Source organism: Paenibacillus sp. NPDC056722 (assembly GCF_042790635.1).
Taxonomy (GTDB): domain Bacteria; phylum Bacillota; class Bacilli; order Paenibacillales; family Paenibacillaceae; genus Paenibacillus_AQ; species Paenibacillus_AQ agri.
The window spans coordinates 356,456-375,493 of the sequence record NZ_JBHTYV010000004.1 but is presented as its reverse complement, the minus strand read 5'-3'; the positions used below and the strand labels follow the sequence as shown (position 1 = coordinate 375,493).

Here is a 19,038-nt window from a genome sequence, read left to right as displayed (position 1 = left end):
ATGAGCGTAGCGGAGATTAACACGGTTGACATGGCCGAAGTGCTGACATACGCCTATGAATTGGGCGATATGATTAATCAATCCGCCGAAGTGTCGGATTATCTATACTGGAAGGGCCGGGTAGATGCCAACCCGCAGATCCAGGCTATGGTTAGAAAGCTCCAAGGCAAGAAGGATCTATTCGAAGAGACCCAGCGGTTCGGGCATTTCCATCCCAACTATCATTCTGCTAAGGATGAGGTGCTGGCTGTGGAAACAGAGCTGGAACAGTTCGAGGAGGTTGTCCGCTTCAAGACAGCCGAGAAGACGCTGGATGACATGCTGCATTCCATGTCGGAAGCGATTGCTTTTTCCGTATCGGAGAGCATTAAGGTTCCAAGCAATGATCCGGCGCCGAAGGGCGGCGGCTGTGGCAGCGGCGGGAAGTGCTCCTGCGGATAGCGTCAACAGAAGAGTGAGAAAGGTTGGATGAGACTATGTTTCCGGAACGTACAGGATATATTGTTTGGGTCAGCGACGTTAAGGCGGCGCGTAATCTGGAGAAATACGGCACATTGCATTATGTGTCCCGGAAGATGCATTATGCAGTAATGTATGTTAATTCGGATCGGGCCGAGGAAGTGATGAAGAACGTCCGCAGACTTTCCTATGTACGGAAGATCGAACGTTCTTACCGTAACGAGCTGAAGACCGAATATACCAGTAACGGACCGGACAAGAGCCGTTATTACGGGCTGTAACTGATGTGATATGGACAGGCGCTATGCGCCTGTTTTTTTGTACAATGATAGAGGCTTATTAGGGCGTCAGCCAAAGATTTTATGGGAAACAATAACTTGCCAGCTTTAAACGGCGGCGAGCTGTTTCCTTTTTACACAGTTTATCTAGATTTAATATATCCTGTGTATGCTGGGGGAAGTCACCCTAGGGAGGAGGTTTTGAACATATGTTGCTCCAGATAGGGGATATTGCGGAGCATATCACGCAGATTTCTCCTGCCAGTAAATGCGAGACCGTGGATCATATTTTCAAAAGTGATCCCCAGCTTCAGGGAGTGGTCGTGACTGACAACGATTATCCGGTGGCCCTGATTATGAGAATTCGATTCTATCAGCAGATTGGTACCTTATACGGGTATACATTGTATATGGGAAGACCGGTATCCCTGGTGATGGACAGGGACCCGCTGATTGTGGAATATAAGACACCGATCACCGAAGTGAGCAAACTGGCCATGAACCGGCAGGTAGAGAATCTGTACGACTATGTCATCGTTACCCGCGAGGGAAGGATGTTTGGCGCCGTGAGCGTCAGGGATCTGCTGCTGAATTTTGCCGAAATTCAGGCGATGGCGGCGAGTTTTCTTAATCCGTTAACAGGTCTGCCTGGCAACATGAGCATCAATGAATGTCTGGTCAAATGCCTGCATCAGGAGCGGTTTAGTGTGCTCTATATTGACCTTGACCACTTTAAGGCTTATAACGATACATATGGTTTCAAGGAAGGCGATCGGATGATTCAGGCAACCGCCGAGATTGCGAAGCACTGCGCGCTGCGTCTGGAGGGTTTTCTAGGTCATATCGGCGGAGACGATTTTATCGTTATCATAGACAACCATCACTATACCGAGGCTTGTAGAATCCTCATAGAAGAGTTCGATTCAGCGATTAAAGATTTCTATCATTCACAGCATCTGGCTCAGAAATATGTTCTGACAGAGGATCGCTCAGGGGTTGTTGGGGAAATTCCGCTGGTGTCCATATCAGTTGCGGTGGTAACTAACCGGTTCCGGCAGTTTGATTCCATTGAGGATATTGCCGGGGAAGCCGCACGTATCAAGAAAAAATGCAAACTGGTGCCTGGCAGCTGCTATGTCGATGATGCGGAGCCTGTACATTTAAAGTAGCTTTAGAGGTGAGAAGTAACACCGGTCACAGTAAAAGATATATCACAGGGCGTGAGCCATTCTCCACAACAGAGGTCAAGGATGCTTGTACAAGCTGCAGCAAATGAGGTAAGATGACAACAATAAGTGCATGCCTAGACGGTGGAGTGTGATGATGATGCGCGACAAGGGTACGGAACGGTGGGGCACCTATGAGCCCTTCCACATCATGCTGAATGACTACAGGGTCGCAGATATTGTGATCACGAATCATGCAAGAAGCCGCTACCTGGACCGGATTAGTGAAGAGGCTGCCGACCCTGGTCAGATATCTGCCTGGCTATGGCAGTGTCTGAAGCAGAAGCGGATGAGAGCTTATTCCGGCAGTGAGCAGAGCGCGTACCTCATTGATGATGACGTGGTGATCATTGCCGAATTCACGGCACTGGAGGGTGAACGAACCGTCTCCGGTCATCCGTTGTATATCATGAACGTCATTTCGTTTCTCGGCGCTCTTTCGAAAGCTCCGGAGCTGCGGGACTTACAGCAGTACTATTCATGGCTGCGTCATTCCCGCCGCATGCAGCTGGCTCGAAAAAGCCGTAAACGAAAATAGCGGGTACAGAAGCTGGGGGCATGCGGTGTAAGCCGCATGTCCTTTTTATAACCTGCTAGCAGGACAGAATCAGCATGGACGAAGGAGTTGCAAGCATGAATTTTCATCAGCTGCATATTTTTTATACCGTGTCCGAACGGGGCAGCTTCTCAGCGGCTGCACAGACGCTGCATATGACACAGCCTGCGGTCACCATGCAGGTGCAGGCGCTCGAGGACTATTTTGGCACGAAACTGTTCAATCGCTCCACCAAAAAAATAATGCTGACCGAAGCAGGGCAGACGCTCATGCCTTATGCGCTACGTAGCCTTGAACTTATGCGCGAGACCGATCAGGCGATGTCGGCATTCACTCATATGCTGGAGGGACGGCTCCAGCTTGGCGCCAGCCTGACTATCGGGGAGTATGTCCTGCCCCGGTTACTGGGTCCTTTTGCCAAGGAATATCCCCACATCTCCATCATGATGAAAGTGATCAACACCACACAGATCATAGAGGAGATTACGAAGCATCAGTTGAATTTCGGTCTGATTGAAGCCCCGGTGACTCATCCAGATATGGTGATCGAGCCTGTTTTGGGTGATGAGCTGAAGCTGATTGTACATCGTGGTCATCCGCTGGCTGCAAGGGAAGAGGTCACACTAGCGGAAGCGTTGGCCTATCCATTTATATTACGTGAGCAGGGCTCTGGGACACGCCGTGTCATGGAGGAACAGCTTCTGGCCAAAGGCCTCGAACCCTCATCAATGAAAATTGTAATGGAGCTGGGCAGCACTGGAGCTGTGAAGTCAGCAGTGGAAGCCGGACTCGGTATCACGATGATCTCCACCTCCTCGGTGAAGCATGAAGTCACGCTGGGTTTGTTGAAAATTGTGAATATCTCGGATGCGTCTTTCAAAAGGCAGTTTTATGCGATCCATCTTAAATCAACGTTGTTACCGATCTCGGCAGTCACGTTCCTGACTTTTTTGCGGGAGCATGCTGGCGAACAATGACGGGATGATGGATTAGCAGGAACCTATAACCCTGGAACGGAGTGGCAGTATGGAAAATGATATAAAGCATAATGAAGACAAGGCGGCGGAGCGTTCGACCCTTGCGGGTCGATGTGATCTGCATACGCATACACAGGCTTCGGACGGCATGCAGCCGCCGGCAGAGAATGTTAGACTGGCGTGGGAGAAAGGGCTTGGCGCGGTAGCGATTACGGATCACGATACCGTGGCAGGCATTACGGAAGCGCTTCAGGCAGGGAAGGAGTACGGGATCACGGTGGTTCCGGGCGTGGAAATCAGTACTCGTTCCGGTGGCAAGGATATCCACGTATTGGGTTATTATGTTGATCCGGGCGATGAAAGGTTCCTCTCTCGTCTGGCTGGACTTAGAGAGACCCGTGACCTGCGTAATGAACAGATTGTAGGCAAGCTGCGAGAACTGGGCATTGAGATTACTTTGGAAAAGGTAGTGGCGGGAACCCGGCGAGAGCTGCGTCCAGATGAGAGTGTCGGGCGTCCGCATATTGCCGATGAACTGGTAAGGCTGGGCGTTGTGCAGAATATGCGGGAGGCCTTTGACAAGTATTTGGCTGAAGGAGCTCTGGCCTTTGTCTCCCCGCCGCGTATTTCCCCGGAAGAGGCCTGTGCATGGATCGATGAAGCCGGTGGCAAGGCCGTGCTGGCTCATCCGGGACTTTATGGTGATGATGAACTAGTACATAGCATTCTGCAGAAAGGGACTTTTACCGGTATCGAAGTCTATCATTCGGATCATGGACGCCAGGAAGAAGATCGTTATTTGACGATGGCACAGGACTATAGTCTAGCTGTGACCGGGGGTTCGGACTTCCATGGCAAGCGCCAGGGTGTTGTCTTTCACGGTGAACTCGGTAGTGTCAACGTCCCTGTGGATGTACTGGATCAGCTAGGTAGAAGTTAGAACCTGATCATGTCCATGGCAAAAGAATTCCCTGGCTGCTGCTACAGCCAGGGTCATACGCAATAAACAGAAGAGCCTCCCGCCCATCCGTATAATATCGGATGATGGCCGGAGGCTCTATTTTTTATGACATGCGTTGTCTCTTTCAATATTGACATACGCTGTCTCTTACAATTAGCTTCTCAACGTATTCGGCAGACCCTTGATCATGTCTTCCACCGGGGTCACAAAGAGGGTCTTCTGATGATCATAGATGACATACCCTGGCTTGGAGCCACTCGGCTTGCGTACATGGCGGATCAGGGTGCAATCTACGGGGACACTGCTCGATTGCTTGGCCTGGCTAAAGTACGCAGCCAATTGAGCAGCCTCTTCCAGCGTGGCATCCCCAAAGCTCTCGCTGCGGATAACGACGTGCGAACCTGGTATATCCTTGGTGTGCAGCCAAGTATCGTTCGATGAGGCCAACCGGTTCGTGAGGTACTCGTTCTGCAAATTATTTTTGCCGACATAGATATCAATACCCTCTGAAGAAGTAAACACCTGAAGGGTAGGGCGGGTCGCTTTTTTCTTCTTCTTGCCCTTCTTGCTCCGATCCCGCAGATATCCCTGTCCCACCAATTCATCGCGGATCTCTTCGATATCATTCAGCGAGGCGTGGTCGAGCTGCTGCAGCAGGCTCTCCATGTAGGCGATCTCTTCATGTGTTTTGATCAATTGTTCGTCAATGACCAGCAAGCTGTTCTTATACTTGTTGTACTTCTTGAAGAAGCGCTGTGCATTGTCCGAAGGGTTCAGAAGCGGGTCAAGCGGTATTGTAATCTCTGCCTGATCCTCGTCATAGTAGTTGACCAGCACCGCCTGCTTATCACCCTTAGATACTGCATGCAGTGAAGCGAACAGCAGCTCGCCCCAAATCCGGTAGCGATCTGCCTCCTGAGCTTCCTCCAGATCTTCCTGCAGCTTCGCCAGCTTCTTGACATTCTTCGTCCGTTCGTTGCCCAGGAAGCGGATGAGGTCGCTGACCCGCTGTTTGACGGTATCCCGTTCAGCTTTGTCCCCATAATAGTCTTCCATGCACTGGCTGATGGATTCATAGTGCTTCGCCTGCTCATCGGGGAGAGAGAGCGGGATCGCTGAGAAGATCAGCTTACCTCTTGCATTGGCCCCGGAGATTGGAGAGAACGTAAAATTCCGTACCGGTTCCATGACTGAATTAAAGGCGTCCCATAAGCGCTCAGCTTCTGATGTACCCGCTGCTACTGTATCAGTGGCTTGATGATAACGATGCACGATTTCGCCTGCGACAAGGGGGCTGAGGCCGCTAAAGGCATGCACGATCCACCCGATAGGGTCGGCGGAAGGAGCGGGTCCGCCCGAACCGTCTTTTTGCGGAGCTTGCGAGAGTTCGTCAGACCCGGTTTCATCACTATCAGTGACCTGAAGGGCGGCGTCTCTCTCAGCTGAAGCGACCAGCTCCAGAAATTCCTGACGTCCAAGTTCCAGAGGGTTTAGCTTGTGCTGTTGAGGCGGCTCAGTATAAGCGAAGCCCGGCATAATGATCCGGTAGCTGCTGATAGAAGGGGTCACATGATGAATGCCGTCTACAATTGTGCCGTTCATGTCTGTGAGAATGATGTTGCTGTGTCTGCCCATCAGCTCGATGATGATTTTTTTGGCGGAAACATCGCCAAGCTCATCTCTCTGCTTAATGTGGATATGGATAATCCGCTCCATGCCCACTTGGGTGATACTTTCTATAGTCCCGCCCTCGCAATGTTTACGCATTAGCATGCAGAACATTGGCGCTTCGGGTGGATTTATGCTGTTTCTCTCTGTGAGATGCAGACGGGGATAGGTGGGGTTCGCAGATAGAAGCAGCTTTCCGCCGCCTCCCTGTCCTCTCAGAATAAAGATGAGGTCATGAGTGGTGGGTTGATATATTTTGCCTATGCGTGCACCTGTAAAGGCTTGCAATTCCTGCACGATAGCCCGGGTAACGATGCCGTCCAATGCCATGATATAGATCTCCTGTCGCCATAAAATTGAAATTGTTATCCCTCTATGATGCCACACTTCGCGGTCTTCGTGCAAAAGGAGAAGTTCGCAGGGTGATATTTTGGGACGACCCCGAATAGACTTGGTCATGAACAGGTGGAAAAGCTGTGCGCCGCCGGAAGTCAAGAAACGACCGGGAGGGGAAAGAAAAGACATGGAACAAAACAGTTGGCACCGGCTCGGTGCAGAGGAACTGCAGAAAATCTTCGGTGTTCAGCCGCAGACCGGACTCCGAGAGGAGGAGGCTACGGAAAGGCGCAAGGAGAACGGCTACAACGAGCTGACCGAAGGCAAGGCCATATCTCCGCTGACATTGCTGCTGAATCAATTTAAGGACTTCATGGTGCTTGTCCTGATGGGGGCAACGTTTATCTCGGGCCTGCTCGGCGAGTATCTGGATGCGATCACTATTATTGCGATTATTCTGCTTAACGGAGTGCTGGGCTTCGTGCAGGAATTCAGGGCTGAACGCTCCTTGCGGGCGCTGAAGCAATTGTCAGCGCCGACAGCGAAGGTCATTCGCGATGGAAAAAGTCAGACCCTTCCCGCCAAAATGCTGTTGCCGGGTGATATCCTCCTGCTGGAGAGTGGAGACCGGATTCCGGCAGATGTCCGCTGGCTGGAATGCAGCGCGCTCTATGTGGAGGAATCTGCACTTACCGGGGAATCCCTGCCGGTGTCCAAGCATTCGCAGGCGATTCATGCTGAAGAAATTCCGTTAGGCGATCAGAAGAATATCGGCTTCATGGGAACTATGGTCACGCGCGGGACGGGCAAGGCCATCGTGGTACGGACCGGGATGGATACAGAGATGGGCAAGATCGCTGATTTGATCCAGAACACGGACGCCCAGGAAACGCCGCTTCAGCATCGGCTGGAGCAGCTCGGCAAGATTCTCATCTACGTTGCGCTCGGTCTAACCATTGTGGTGGTGCTGGCAGGCATTATGCACGGACAACCTGCCACGGCGATGTTCCTGGCCGGCGTTAGCCTTGCAGTTGCCGCCATTCCCGAAGGCTTGCCGGCTATCGTTACGATTGCGCTGGCGCTGGGCGTTCAGCGTATGATTAAGCGCAAGGCTATTGTGCGTAAGCTGCCATCGGTGGAGACACTGGGCTGCGCCTCAGTGATCTGCTCCGATAAGACCGGTACGCTGACTCAGAACAAGATGACCGTGACCCAGGTCTGGAGTGGTGGACGAAGTCTGGAGGTCACTGGTGAGGGCTATTCACCTACCGGTCAGATTCTGCTGAAGGGCCGTGCTGTTGAGCTTAAAAATGATCAGAGTCTGCGCCGTCTCCTTCAAGTAAGCGCGCTCTGCAATAACGCGGAAATCGTAGAAACTTTCCCAGAAGACCAGGGTAAGCGTAAAAAAGGCAAGGACAGCGAAGGCGATAAGGAACAGCAAGGCCAGGCAGTATGGGAGCTGAAGGGTGATCCGACGGAAGGGGCCTTAGTTGCACTATCCGCGAAGATGGGGTTAACTCCGCAGTTTCTGGCAGGCACATATACCCGCGAGAAGGAGTTTCCATTTGATTCGGAGCGTAAACTGATGTCCGTAGTTGTAGAACATCCAGGTGGACGTATGGTTTGCACCAAAGGTGCGCCTGATGTGCTGCTTAGCCGCTGCTCCTACTTGCTTTGGGAGGGTGCTGTAGTTCCTTGCACACCAACCCTGCGCCAGAAAGTGATGGATGCCAATGAAGCGATGGCTTCAGGCGCACTTCGAGTACTGGCCATGGCGTACCGTGATCTGCGTGCGAATGAGGTCGTGGGCGAGGACAAGGAAGCGGAATCCCAGCTAATTTTCGTCGGACTTGCAGGAATGATCGATCCGCCGCGCCGCGAGGTGCGCGATGCGATCAGTGTTACGCGCCGAGCAGGGATTAAGACGGTTATGATTACCGGTGATCACGGGACGACGGCGGAAGCCATTGCCCATCAGCTCGGTATTCTGCAGCGGGGCGGCACGGTGCTGACTGGCAGCCAGCTCAGCCGGATGGATGATGATGAGCTGGATAAGGTGTCAGATAACGTGTTTGTATACGCCCGCGTATCGCCTGAACACAAGCTGCGGATCGTCAAATCGTTGCAGCGCCGTGGTCACGTCGTAGCCATGACTGGTGACGGCGTCAACGATGCACCTGCTATAAAGGCGGCAGATATCGGAATTTCAATGGGGATTACCGGAACGGATGTGACCAAGGAGGCTTCCTCGCTAATTCTTGGCGATGATAACTTCTCCACGATTGTGGCGGCCATTGAAGAAGGGCGGAATATCTATGAGAACATTCGCAAGTTTATCCGCTATTTGCTGGCTTCCAATGTCGGGGAGATTCTGACAATGTTCTTCGCCATGATGCTGGGACTGCCGCTGCCGCTCGTGCCGATTCAGATCCTGTGGGTCAATCTCGTCACGGACGGATTACCGGCTATGGCACTAGGCGTCGATCAGCCGGAGAAGGATCTTATGGAGCACAAGCCACGCGGCGCCAAGGAAAATATCTTTGCCCGCCGCCTCGGCTGGAAGATTATCAGCCGTGGCTTGCTGATCGGTCTGTGCACGCTGGGAGCGTTCTGGCTGACACTGCGTATCGCGCCGGAGAATCCGGATCAACTGATTCTGGCGCAGTCGGTTGCTTTTGCTACATTGGTTATGGCCCAACTGTTCCACGTGTTCGACTGCCGCAGCTCCCGTTCCGTATTTCATCGGAATCCGTTCCAGAACAAGTACCTTGTGTTGGCCGTATTATCTTCCATTATTCTGATGTTGGCGGTCATGTACTTGCCGGTACTGCAACCGGTGTTCAAGACAGTGCCACTGAACTTCCGCGAATGGTGCCTGGTGCTGGTAGCTGCCGGTATTCCTACCTTCCTCATGGGAGCAGGCAGCGTATGGGGTGGCAGACGCAACCGTCACAGCATGAACAGAGGCGGTCGCTCGGTGATAAAAAGTACAAAAATTTCGGCATAAAGTCAATAGCATAAGCTCATTCCTTACGGTATGCTTGTTGCAGCTAAGGCCTGTATCTTGGTGTGCTGGACAGCGGCACAAGTCTATACGGCCCAATATGACAAGCATATCTCTCAAGGAGTGACTAGAATATGGAATTTACTAAAATGCACGGACTCGGCAACGACTTTATTATCGTCTATGGAGAACAGGAACTGCCTGTCAATGCCTCTGAATTGGCTGTAACGCTCTGCAACCGGTTCTTCGGGATCGGAGCTGACGGACTGGTGTTCATCCTGCCCTCCCAGCGCGGGGATTATATGATGCGTATTATGAACTCGGATGGATCGGAAGCGGAACAGTGCGGCAACGCGATCCGCTGCGTCTCTAAATATGTATATGATCATGGCCTCGTGAACTCAGAGGAAATCGTCATTGAGACTATTGGTGCAGGTGAGCAGAAAGTTACACTTAAGGTTAAGGACGGCATAGTCGAGACTGTAACCGTGGATATGGGCGAGCCGGTACTGTCCGGTCTCCAAATTCCGGTTGCTATCGATGCGGAGCCTGTACTGAACCAGCCGATTGAAACGGAAGGGGCGGCATTCAAATTCACTGCGGTGTCTATGGGCAATCCACACTGTGTAATCTACGTGGAAGATGCGGTGTCCTTTGACCTGGCGGTTTGGGGACCAAAGCTAGAAGTGCATCCCCTCTTTCCGCGAAAAGTCAATGTGGAGTTCGCAACTGTTCTCGATCGGGGCCGCGTAGATATGCGTGTCTGGGAACGTGGTGCCGGACCGACGCTGGCCTGTGGGACCGGAGCCTGTGCGACACTTGTATCGTCTGTGCTGAACGGTCTGACCGACAGATCAGCCTGGATCAGTCTCAAGGGCGGGGATCTCTTTATCGAATGGAATGAAGAAGACAATCATGTATATATGACAGGTCCTGCTGAAGTGGTGTACACAGGGACAGTTGAAGTATAAGGGAACCGCTAAACGACCATATGAGTCAAGCCGTAAGCCAAGCCGTCACGTATTGTGACGGCTTTTTTGTCATGTTACAGCCAGAAATCAGCCGAATAATGGAAGAGCCTCCCGTGAATAATAAGCTCCAGTGTGAGAAAGGGGGGAGACCCGGTGAACAGAAACGGCAGGTTCTGGCGCAGCAATGACGGCGGGAGGAAATCGCCGACAGGTTCTTCGAATGGAGGAAATGGGAATGGCAGTGGCACATCCGGGCTTAGCGCTGTACTTGACGAGACGTTGGAGAATATTAGAAGTGAGCTCGGCAACAGCCCGGATCTCAAAATCCGCCAAGTTATTCTCCCCGGAGCCGAACCAGTCAAGGCCGCGGCTGTTCATTTCAGCGAACTGGCGAATGCGGACAGCGTCAACCAATTTGTGGTCGGATCGCTGCTGGAGGTCTCAGTTGACACTTTCAGGGATGGTGGGGCGGATTATGCGAGTCTACCGGACTTTATACTGAACCGAGCCTTGGAGATTGGACAGGCAGCCAGACATGAGGCGTGGAACGAGGTACTGCTGGCCCTTCTCTCAGGAGAGACTCTGATCCTGCTTGACGGTTGTTCTACAGTGATTTCCTGCGAGACGACAGGCGGAGAATGGCGCGCTGTCGGTGAGCCAAGTACCCAGCTAGTGGTGCGTGGTCCAAAAGACAGTTTTGTAGAGTCGGTTGCCACAAATGTATCGCTCATCCGGCGGAGGATCAAGTCGCCTAAGCTCAGGCTGGAGTATATGAAGATCGGCAGTGTTACTCAAACCTATGTGGCCTTGATGTATATACAGGACACAGTGGATGACAAGCTGCTGGCTGAGGTCAAATTGCGGCTGAACCGGATCAAGATCGACGCAGTGCTGGAATCAGGGTATATCGAAGAGCTAATCCAGGACAAGACCTTCACGCCGTTTCCGACTGTCTATAATACGGAGCGACCTGATTCCGCGGTTGCGAATTTGCTGGAGGGACGTGTGGTGCTGATCGTGGACGGCACGCCATTTATCCTGGTACTACCAGCGGTTTTTACCCAGTTCTTTCAATCCTCTGACGATTATGCCCAGCGGTTTGATATTTCCCTGTTGGTGCGCATTATCCGGTATATCAGTTTTATCGTGCTGATGCTTGGACCGGCCGTATACATCGCCCTTACTACCTATCACTATGAAATGATACCGACCACGCTGCTGATCAGTCTTCTGGCACAGCGAGAGAACGTCCCCTTTCCAGCTTTTGTAGAGGCACTGTTGATGGAAGGAGCCATAGAAATTTTGCGGGAAGCGGGGGTGCGCATGCCTCGTGCAGTAGGGCAGACGGTGTCCGTTGTCGGAGCCTTGATTCTTGGTCAGGCCGTGGTGGAGGCAGGAATCATTACACCGGTAATGGTCATCGTGGTTGCCTTGACCGGGATCGCAAGCTTCGCCATTCCCGCCTACAATATGTCGATTGCGGGTAGACTAATCCGCTTCGTCTTTCTGTTTCTTGCCGGGATGTTCGGTTTCTTCGGGATCACGCTAGGTATGATTGTCCTGGTTGCACATATGAACAGTCTGCGTTCTTTCGGCATTCCTTACCTGTCTCCGATCGTTCCACCTTCATTGAAATCCCGTAAAGACACTATTTTAAGACTTCCACTGTGGGCCAAGGGAGCTAGCAAATCACGGCATACGACGACGGTATCCGTTCCACCGGGCAAGAAGATCACCAGTGGACATGAAGAGAACCTCTCGCCCAAGATTCCGGAGGAACATAACGAGACAACCGGTCCCATGGAAGGAAGGGAGCAGTATGAATAGAAAATTCCTGCGAGGGGCAGTGGCAGCACTATGTTGCATCGCACTGCTTGGGCTGACGGGCTGCTGGGACAGTGTGGAGCTGAACCGGAGGGCTGTAGTCACCGGAGTAGCTATTGACAGGGGGCCATCAGAGGAGGAGAAATACGAGCTTTCTTTCCAGGTTGTTGTTGCGGATGAGATTTCGGGAAAAAACGCCCGGGGCACCTCACCCGTTGCAGTCTATACCGGCAAGGGCCGCTCTATGTTCGAAGCACTTGCCGATGCTTCCCGTCAGACGGCTCGATTCCTGTCACTTGGCCACGTCCGGGTACTGGTCATCTCTGAGAAATTCGGGAGAGAAGGCATCAAAGACATTATGGACGTACTGGAAAGGGAGAGTGAGACGCGCCTGACGAGTTTTATGTTCATCTCCAAAGGGCAGACGGCAAAGGATAGTATGACCACTATGACGGTGTTCAGCAAGATTCCTGCCAATGATCTGGTGGAGAAGCTGGAGACCACCTCCAAGCAGTTTGGCTACAATTTTAAAATGGAAGTGGACGACGTGGTCCGGGGGCTTCAGATCCCGGGCGGAGGTCCGCTGATCAATGGCGTATTGGTTTCCGGAGATGAGAAAAAGTCTGACACCAACGACAATCTAAAAAACATTGCTCCAAACGCAACATTGAAGGTGACGGGTATTGCCGCTTTTAAAGCAGATAAATTAGTGGGTTGGCTGGAAGGCAGCGAAGCTGTCGGTACAGCGTTGATAAAGAATAAAATCACACAGATGCCGCTGCTAGTTAAAAGCGGAAAGGGAAACTACGTGGCGTTTAACGTCTATCTCTCACAGGTCAAGGTGGAGGCAGAGGCAGACAATCCTGAAGACCCGCTGATCACGATTAAAATCACCCAGCAGGCAGGCCTGAAGGAATCTCCCAATAATCTGGATCTCACTAACCCCAAGGTGCTGAATGACCTTTCCAGGCTAGTGGAGCAAGAAACCGAAAAACAACTGACGGCGGCGCTGACAGCAGCCCGTAGGATGAATAGTGATTTTCTGGGCTTTGGGGAAGCTGTGGAGAGAGACAACAAGAAGGGCTGGAAGGTGATCGAAAATCATTGGGAGCAGATATTCAAAAAATGCCGGGTCAAGTATGACATTGATGCAGTGATCAGACATACAGATATGCGCAGCAGTTCTTTTCAGGAAAATAGTCCAGCTTAAGGGGGGAGATTATGAATAAAGGCAGCGTCAAGATTGGATTATTCGAGGTTTTTACCCTGACCCTGCTGTTCGAGCTCGGGACGGCACTGGTAGTGAATCTGGGTATGGAGTCGGGAAAAGATGCCTGGCTCTCTATCCTGATTGGAGACTGCATCGGCCTATTTGTTTTTGTAGGGTACGCTTTTCTCTACAGGCGATATCCCAAGCTGCCCTTGACGGGCTACACCCGCAAGCTGCTTGGAAAATATATCGGCGCGGTGGTATCGGTGCTGTACATTATTCTGTTCATAAACCTGGCGGGGCGCGATTTGCGAGATGGAAGTACAATGCTAGTCATGGCAACCATGCACCGGACACCGTTGTTTATTATTTCGGTGCTCATGATTCTGTCCTGTGCCTATGTGCTGCACAAGGGTGTGGAGGTGCTGGCGCGGACATCGCTGATATTCGGGGTGATCGTCCTGATTATCGGGATTTTTTGCACGATTTTGCTGGTCCTCTCGGGGTCGATCGATATCAACCGCCTGCTGCCGGTGATGGAAAACGGGATTCGGCCTGTCCTGTCTGCGGTTGTGCATCAGAATTTCATGTTTCCGTTCGGGGAAATGATCAGTTTCACCATGCTAATGCCATACTTGAGCAACCGTAAAAAAGGTCCTTGGGTCATTGGTGCAACGGTGTTTTTATCTGGACTGCTGCTCAGTTTTACAATGGCTTTGAACATTTCGGTGCTTGGTGCAGATATCGCGAAACGGTCTCCGCTTCCACTAATGCCTACTATCAGCAAAATTTCCATTTCAGATTTTATCCAGCGGGTCGATATCCTCGTTGTGATGGTGCTTATTATCGGCGTATTCTTTAAAATGGCGGTTTTTTTCGCCGCAGCATTAGTGGGACTCTCCGAGCTGTTCAACTTGCCGTACAGAAAAATGGTCTATCCTGTGTCCTTGATTATCCTGTTCACTTCAATGTTGGACGCCCGCAGCTTTACCGAGCATTTGCAGGAGGGCGGGAAGCTGCTTTATACGGTATATCCCTTCTTTATGCTGCTGTTCCCCGCGATTCTGATCCTTCTCTCCTTCATAAGGGGTCACCGTTCGCCGCCCCGCTCAGGCTGATGTCCTGTGATCCACTGCTTAATATCGGGGATCACCAGGCACAGTAGCATAATGAAAGCTGTCAATTTCTCGGAAGGCGTGTAAAGTAAATAGTTTAGGATATATGAAATATTATCCAGGCCGTAGCCGAACATCCAGTCTCCCAAATACAGATAGAGCAGACTCAGTCCACACAGGAGCAGCAGGATTGCGTATTTCCGCAGCAGAAGCTTTCTTGTTTTATTCATCATAGGTACATCTCCCTTGTTCTGGCTTCAGCTAGTATGGGGCAATTGCCGCAGGGACATGCATCTTCAGCGGCAACGGGAAATTGCTTTACTATGAAAGCTTATCATTCATCCCGAATTATGTTACATTAGTATGAAACTAATGTCAGGGGAGGGCTTGCGGTGAAGCCGGATTTACGTTCCGCATGGGGAAACAAAGTGCTTGTCGGTGATGGCGCGATGGGTACATTTTTATATCAGAAAGGCTTCCCTGTAGGGATCTCTTATGAAGAATTGAACTTGACCTCTCCGGAGGTTATTGAGGAAGTACATCGTAGCTATATTCAAGCGGGAGCGGTACTGCTGGAGAGCAATACCTACTCGGCTAACTATGATAAGCTGTCTAAATTTGGCTTGGAATCCAAGGTCGAAGAAATTAACCGGACAGGTGTGAGGATTGCCCGGCGTGCCGCTGGAGAGACTGGCTATGTTGTTGGGGCCGTTGGCTCTATCCGTGCCGGGAAGCGGGCCAATCTGTCCTCTTCGGAGCTTAAAAAATATTTCACACAGCAGATTACCGCATTGTTGGAAGAGGATGTAGACGGCATTATGCTGGAGACGTTCTACGATGTCGAGGAAATGCATTTGGCACTCAAGACGATCCGCAAACACAGCTCGGTGCCGGTGATCTGCCAGTTCGCCATGGATGATACAGCCCGGACACTGGACGGGCTGACGCTGCCGGAGGCGTTCCGGATTCTGGAGCAGGACGGCGCCGATATTATTGGCTTCAACTGCCGTACCGGCCCGATGGGGATCAAGCGTGCTCTGGGCACACTCCAGGGAAGCCTGACGCTACCGGTCTCCATATACCCGAATGCGGGTATAGCGGATTATGTGGATGGACAGTACAAATATGGGGCGTCGCCGGAGTATTTTGGCCAGATGGCGATGACCTTTGCAGAGATGGGCAGCCGAATTATCGGGGGCTGCTGTGGAACAACTCCGCAGCATATTGCGGAAATCTCGAAGGCGCTGGTGGGTTACGAGCCAGAGGCGCTGCCGGAGCCGACAGTGAAGCCTGTTGAGCGTATTACAATTGCAGAGCATTTGAGCGACGAGACCGGACTGGGCGGAGGAGAGCCGACGCTGGTTGACCTCGTTAAGGAACGCCATACTGTAATAGTTGAGCTTGATCCGCCGCGTGATCTGGATATTAACAAGTTCATGAAAGGCGCAGAAGCGCTGCGCCGCGCGGGTGCTGATGCGCTGACACTGGCGGATAACTCGCTGGCTGTTACCCGCATGAGCAATATGGCGCTTGGCCATCTCGTACAGGCACGTACAGGGCTGCGCCCGCTGGTGCACATTGCCTGCCGGGACCGTAACCTGATCGGCACACAGTCCCATCTGATGGGCTTCGATGCACTGGGCGTCAACCACGTTCTGGCTGTAACCGGCGACCCGGCTCGCTTCGGCGATCTGCCAGGATCAAGTTCGGTGTATGATCTGACCTCATTTGAAATTATAAGAATGATCAAGCAATTGAATGATGGCATTGCATTCTCGGGCAAACCGTTGAAGCAGAAGGCTAATTTCGTGATCGGGGCTGCCTTTAATCCTAACGTTAAGCATCTGGATAAAGCGGTACAACGTCTGGAGAAAAAAATCGCCTCCGGTGCGGATTATATCATGACCCAGCCGGTCTATGATCCAGAGCTGATTGCCAATATAGGTAAAGCTACAGCACATCTCAGCGTGCCTGTATTCCTCGGTATTATGCCACTTGCTAGCGGTCGTAACGCTGAATATCTCCACAATGAGGTACCGGGCATTCAGCTGTCTGAAGAAGTCCGAAACCGCATGAGCGGTCTGGAGGGCGAAGCCGGACGGGCCGAGGGTGTGGCGATTGCCAAGGAGCTGCTGGATGCGGCTACGGAGCATTTTAACGGAATTTACCTGATGACGCCTTTCATGTTCTACGATATGAGCGTACAGCTGCTGGAGTATGTATGGCAGAAGTCCGGGCGCAAATTGTCCCCCTTGTTTCGTTAAGTATAATCAATTACAATAGTGTAATGGATGTGATTCCGTTGTCATTTAGCATGACCGGATACGGTCAATCGTCCCTGCAATTCGGCGGTTACAAGATTACGTTCGAAGTCAAATCGGTGAATCACCGGTACTGCGAAGTTGTGCTGCGGATGCCCCGGGATTGGATGGTTTATGAGGATGTACTGAAGCGCAAGGTGCAGCAGCACATCAAACGGGGACGGGTGGATGTAGTTATTAACAGGGAGCGCGATGAGGAAGCCGCTGCCGGCCTGGTGTTGAACCAGGCCGCAGTGAAGTCCTATCTTCAAGCGGCGGATACGCTGCAAGAGTCGTTCGGACTTAAGGGCGAACTCAGTCTGCGCGACCTGCTCTCATTGCCTGGTGTAATGGAAAGCAGGGAGGGAACTGCGGGTCTTGACCCGGTATCCCCCGAAGCTCTGTCTGAAAGGCTCGAGCAGGGCCTGGATCAGAGCCTGCAATCCCTTATGGAGATGCGTGTCCGTGAGGGCGACTATCTGGGTGCAGATCTGGAACAACGGCTAAGCCATCTGGAGAAACTTCATGAGGATATGGTGAAGCTGGCCCCAACGGTTGTAAGTGAATATCGGGACAAGCTGCGCCAGCGGCTTGGTGAACTGAATGACGGAACTTTCCCTTTCGATGAGCATAAGTTTGGGATGGAAATCGCCATTTTTGCCGACCGCTGTAATATTGATGAAGAGCTGACCCGGCTCCACAGTCATTTCGAACAATGCAGAAGCCTACTAAGAGGGGACGAACCGGTAGGGCGTAAACTGGATTTTCTCATTCAGGAGATGAACCGGGAGACGAATACTATTGGCTCCAAATGTAATCACTTGACACTGGCTGGCTGTGCGCTGGAAATGAAAGCGGAGCTGGAGAAAATTCGGGAACAGGCGGCGAATTTAGAGTAACCAAGCCTTGATCCACAAGCGAAGATGTAACTTATTGGGGGGAACAAACGGAACATGGCCATTAAACTTATCAACATCGGCTTTGGAAATATCGTGTCGGCAAACCGTATCATTTCCATTGTCAGCCCGGAATCGGCGCCGATCAAACGCATCATCCAGGAGGCCAGAGACAGGCATATGCTGATTGATGCCACCTACGGCCGCCGTACCCGTGCCGTCATCATTACGGATAGCGATCATGTCATCCTGTCTGCGGTTCAGCCGGAGACTGTCGCGCACCGCTTGTCCAGCAAAGACGACGATAACGACGAATAACGATTAAATGGAGTGTACTATGTCAAAAGGATTGCTGATCATATTATCCGGCCCATCCGGTGTTGGTAAAGGAACTGTCTGTACTGCGCTGCGGCCAAAGATGCCGGAATTGATTTATTCCGTATCAGCTACAACCCGTAGCCCGCGTGCAGGTGAAGAAGACGGTGTCAATTATTTTTTCAAAAGCAGAGAGCAGTTTTTGTCCATGATCGAAGCTGATCAATTGCTCGAATACGCAGAATACGTGGGTAATTATTATGGTACTCCGCGTGATTTTGTGGAACGGACACTGGAGAGTGGAAAGGATATTATCCTGGAGATCGAGGTGCAAGGTGCCTTGAAGGTAAAGGAGAAGTTCCCGGAAGGCATCTTTGTGTTCCTGCTTCCTCCGTCCATGGATGAGCTCAAGGACCGCATTCGCGGCCGTGGCACCGAGCATCCTGATGTCATCAATCACCGTATGTCGGTGGCAGAGGATGAGATCAGCCTAATGCAGCATTATGATTATGCTGTCGTTAACGATGAGATCGATCTGGCCTGCAAGCGAATAGAAAGTATCATTATCGCCGAACATTGTAAGATCAGAGAACTGTAGGTCGGTTCTATCCACAGTAAATTATAAAGAGGTGCTCACGTGTTATATCCATCCATTGATGAAATGATGAACAAAGTGGACAGCAAGTATTCACTCGTTGTCGCTGCATCCCGCCGTGCCAGACAATTGCGCGAAGGCGGAAAGACTGATATCAAAGCTCCTAAATCCCACAAGTTCGTTGGGGTTGCTCTTGAAGAAGTCTATGAGGACCGTATTATCGTAACAAAAGGGGAAGAAAACTAGTCCCAAACAGCTTCAGCATAAACGGACGCCGCCTTCCCAAGAGGCGGACGCTGCCGTTTTTTTTCTGAGTGGAAAAGCTAAAGGTTGAAGTGACAATTTAG

The 19,038-nt window shown here is 51.6% G+C and carries 18 protein-coding genes; 16 read left to right on the top strand and 2 right to left on the bottom strand.

The genetic code is table 11. The features are described 5' to 3' along the window. From ACFRAM_RS13165 to ACFRAM_RS13140, 6 genes are all read left to right on the top strand, one after another. Positions 1 to 441, top strand: a complete 441-nt coding sequence (locus ACFRAM_RS13165) for a YlbF/YmcA family competence regulator (RefSeq protein ID WP_379466231.1) — start codon at positions 1 to 3, stop codon at positions 439 to 441. Between the two features lie 35 nt (positions 442 to 476). After that, complete coding sequence (locus ACFRAM_RS13160; RefSeq protein WP_066372879.1) at positions 477 to 740, top strand: YlbG family protein; 264 nt, start codon at positions 477 to 479, stop codon at positions 738 to 740. Between the two features lie 206 nt (positions 741 to 946). Next, a complete protein-coding gene (locus ACFRAM_RS13155; RefSeq protein WP_379466230.1) occupies positions 947 to 1,906 on the top strand; it encodes a GGDEF domain-containing protein in 960 nt (319 codons plus the stop codon). Positions 1,907 to 2,063: 157 nt separating this feature from the next. Next, a complete protein-coding gene (locus ACFRAM_RS13150) occupies positions 2,064 to 2,501 on the top strand; it encodes a hypothetical protein (RefSeq protein ID WP_175374825.1) in 438 nt (145 codons plus the stop codon). 95 nt (positions 2,502 to 2,596) lie between these two features. Next, positions 2,597 to 3,496: a selenium metabolism-associated LysR family transcriptional regulator gene (locus ACFRAM_RS13145; RefSeq protein WP_379466229.1), complete on the top strand. Its 900-nt coding sequence runs from the start codon at positions 2,597 to 2,599 to the stop codon at positions 3,494 to 3,496. A gap of 49 nt (positions 3,497 to 3,545) precedes the next feature. Next, positions 3,546 to 4,436 (top strand): PHP domain-containing protein, encoded by an 891-nt coding sequence (locus ACFRAM_RS13140; protein WP_379466228.1) that lies wholly within the window; start codon positions 3,546 to 3,548, stop codon positions 4,434 to 4,436. A 174-nt stretch (positions 4,437 to 4,610) separates the two neighbouring features. Here ACFRAM_RS13140 and ACFRAM_RS13135 read toward each other — a convergent pair whose 3' ends face one another. Then, a complete protein-coding gene (locus ACFRAM_RS13135) occupies positions 4,611 to 6,455 on the bottom strand; it encodes an Rqc2 family fibronectin-binding protein (RefSeq protein WP_379466227.1) in 1,845 nt (614 codons plus the stop codon). A gap of 193 nt (positions 6,456 to 6,648) precedes the next feature. Between ACFRAM_RS13135 and ACFRAM_RS13130 the strand changes: the two genes are divergently transcribed. From ACFRAM_RS13130 to ACFRAM_RS13110, 5 genes are all read left to right on the top strand, one after another. Further along, positions 6,649 to 9,468: a calcium-translocating P-type ATPase, SERCA-type gene (locus tag ACFRAM_RS13130; protein ID WP_379466226.1), complete on the top strand. Its 2,820-nt coding sequence runs from the start codon at positions 6,649 to 6,651 to the stop codon at positions 9,466 to 9,468. A gap of 131 nt (positions 9,469 to 9,599) precedes the next feature. Next, positions 9,600 to 10,436 (top strand): diaminopimelate epimerase, encoded by an 837-nt coding sequence (gene dapF / locus ACFRAM_RS13125; protein ID WP_379466225.1) that lies wholly within the window; start codon positions 9,600 to 9,602, stop codon positions 10,434 to 10,436. A gap of 153 nt (positions 10,437 to 10,589) precedes the next feature. After that, positions 10,590 to 12,263: a spore germination protein gene (locus ACFRAM_RS13120; protein ID WP_379466224.1), complete on the top strand. Its 1,674-nt coding sequence runs from the start codon at positions 10,590 to 10,592 to the stop codon at positions 12,261 to 12,263. Further along, positions 12,256 to 13,470: a Ger(x)C family spore germination protein gene (locus ACFRAM_RS13115; RefSeq protein ID WP_379466223.1), complete on the top strand. Its 1,215-nt coding sequence runs from the start codon at positions 12,256 to 12,258 to the stop codon at positions 13,468 to 13,470. The genes ACFRAM_RS13120 and ACFRAM_RS13115 overlap by 8 nt, the downstream gene beginning before the upstream one ends. A gap of 11 nt (positions 13,471 to 13,481) precedes the next feature. Continuing rightward, a complete protein-coding gene (locus ACFRAM_RS13110) occupies positions 13,482 to 14,588 on the top strand; it encodes a GerAB/ArcD/ProY family transporter (protein ID WP_379466222.1) in 1,107 nt (368 codons plus the stop codon). Here the strand turns inward: ACFRAM_RS13110 and ACFRAM_RS13105 are convergent. Further along, on the bottom strand, positions 14,561 to 14,818 hold the full coding sequence (locus ACFRAM_RS13105) for a hypothetical protein (RefSeq protein WP_175374555.1): 258 nt from the start codon (positions 14,816 to 14,818) through the stop codon (positions 14,561 to 14,563). The genes ACFRAM_RS13110 and ACFRAM_RS13105 overlap by 28 nt on opposite strands. A gap of 159 nt (positions 14,819 to 14,977) precedes the next feature. Here ACFRAM_RS13105 and ACFRAM_RS13100 point away from each other — a divergent pair, with 159 nt between their 5' ends. From ACFRAM_RS13100 to rpoZ, 5 genes are read left to right on the top strand one after another with little or no spacing between them, the layout of a single operon-like run. Then, positions 14,978 to 16,849 (top strand): bifunctional homocysteine S-methyltransferase/methylenetetrahydrofolate reductase, encoded by a 1,872-nt coding sequence (locus tag ACFRAM_RS13100; RefSeq protein WP_379466221.1) that lies wholly within the window; start codon positions 14,978 to 14,980, stop codon positions 16,847 to 16,849. Positions 16,850 to 16,887: 38 nt separating this feature from the next. Further along, positions 16,888 to 17,784: a YicC/YloC family endoribonuclease gene (locus tag ACFRAM_RS13095; RefSeq protein WP_379466379.1), complete on the top strand. Its 897-nt coding sequence runs from the start codon at positions 16,888 to 16,890 to the stop codon at positions 17,782 to 17,784. A gap of 54 nt (positions 17,785 to 17,838) precedes the next feature. Beyond that, positions 17,839 to 18,099, top strand: a complete 261-nt coding sequence (gene remA, locus ACFRAM_RS13090) for an extracellular matrix/biofilm regulator RemA (protein WP_006209218.1) — start codon at positions 17,839 to 17,841, stop codon at positions 18,097 to 18,099. A gap of 19 nt (positions 18,100 to 18,118) precedes the next feature. Next, entirely contained in the window at positions 18,119 to 18,694 is a 576-nt protein-coding gene (gmk, locus tag ACFRAM_RS13085; protein ID WP_066370710.1) for a guanylate kinase, read from the top strand. A gap of 39 nt (positions 18,695 to 18,733) precedes the next feature. Further along, on the top strand, positions 18,734 to 18,937 hold the full coding sequence (rpoZ, locus tag ACFRAM_RS13080; RefSeq protein WP_066370707.1) for a DNA-directed RNA polymerase subunit omega: 204 nt from the start codon (positions 18,734 to 18,736) through the stop codon (positions 18,935 to 18,937). The last annotated feature ends 101 nt before the right edge of the window (positions 18,938 to 19,038 follow it).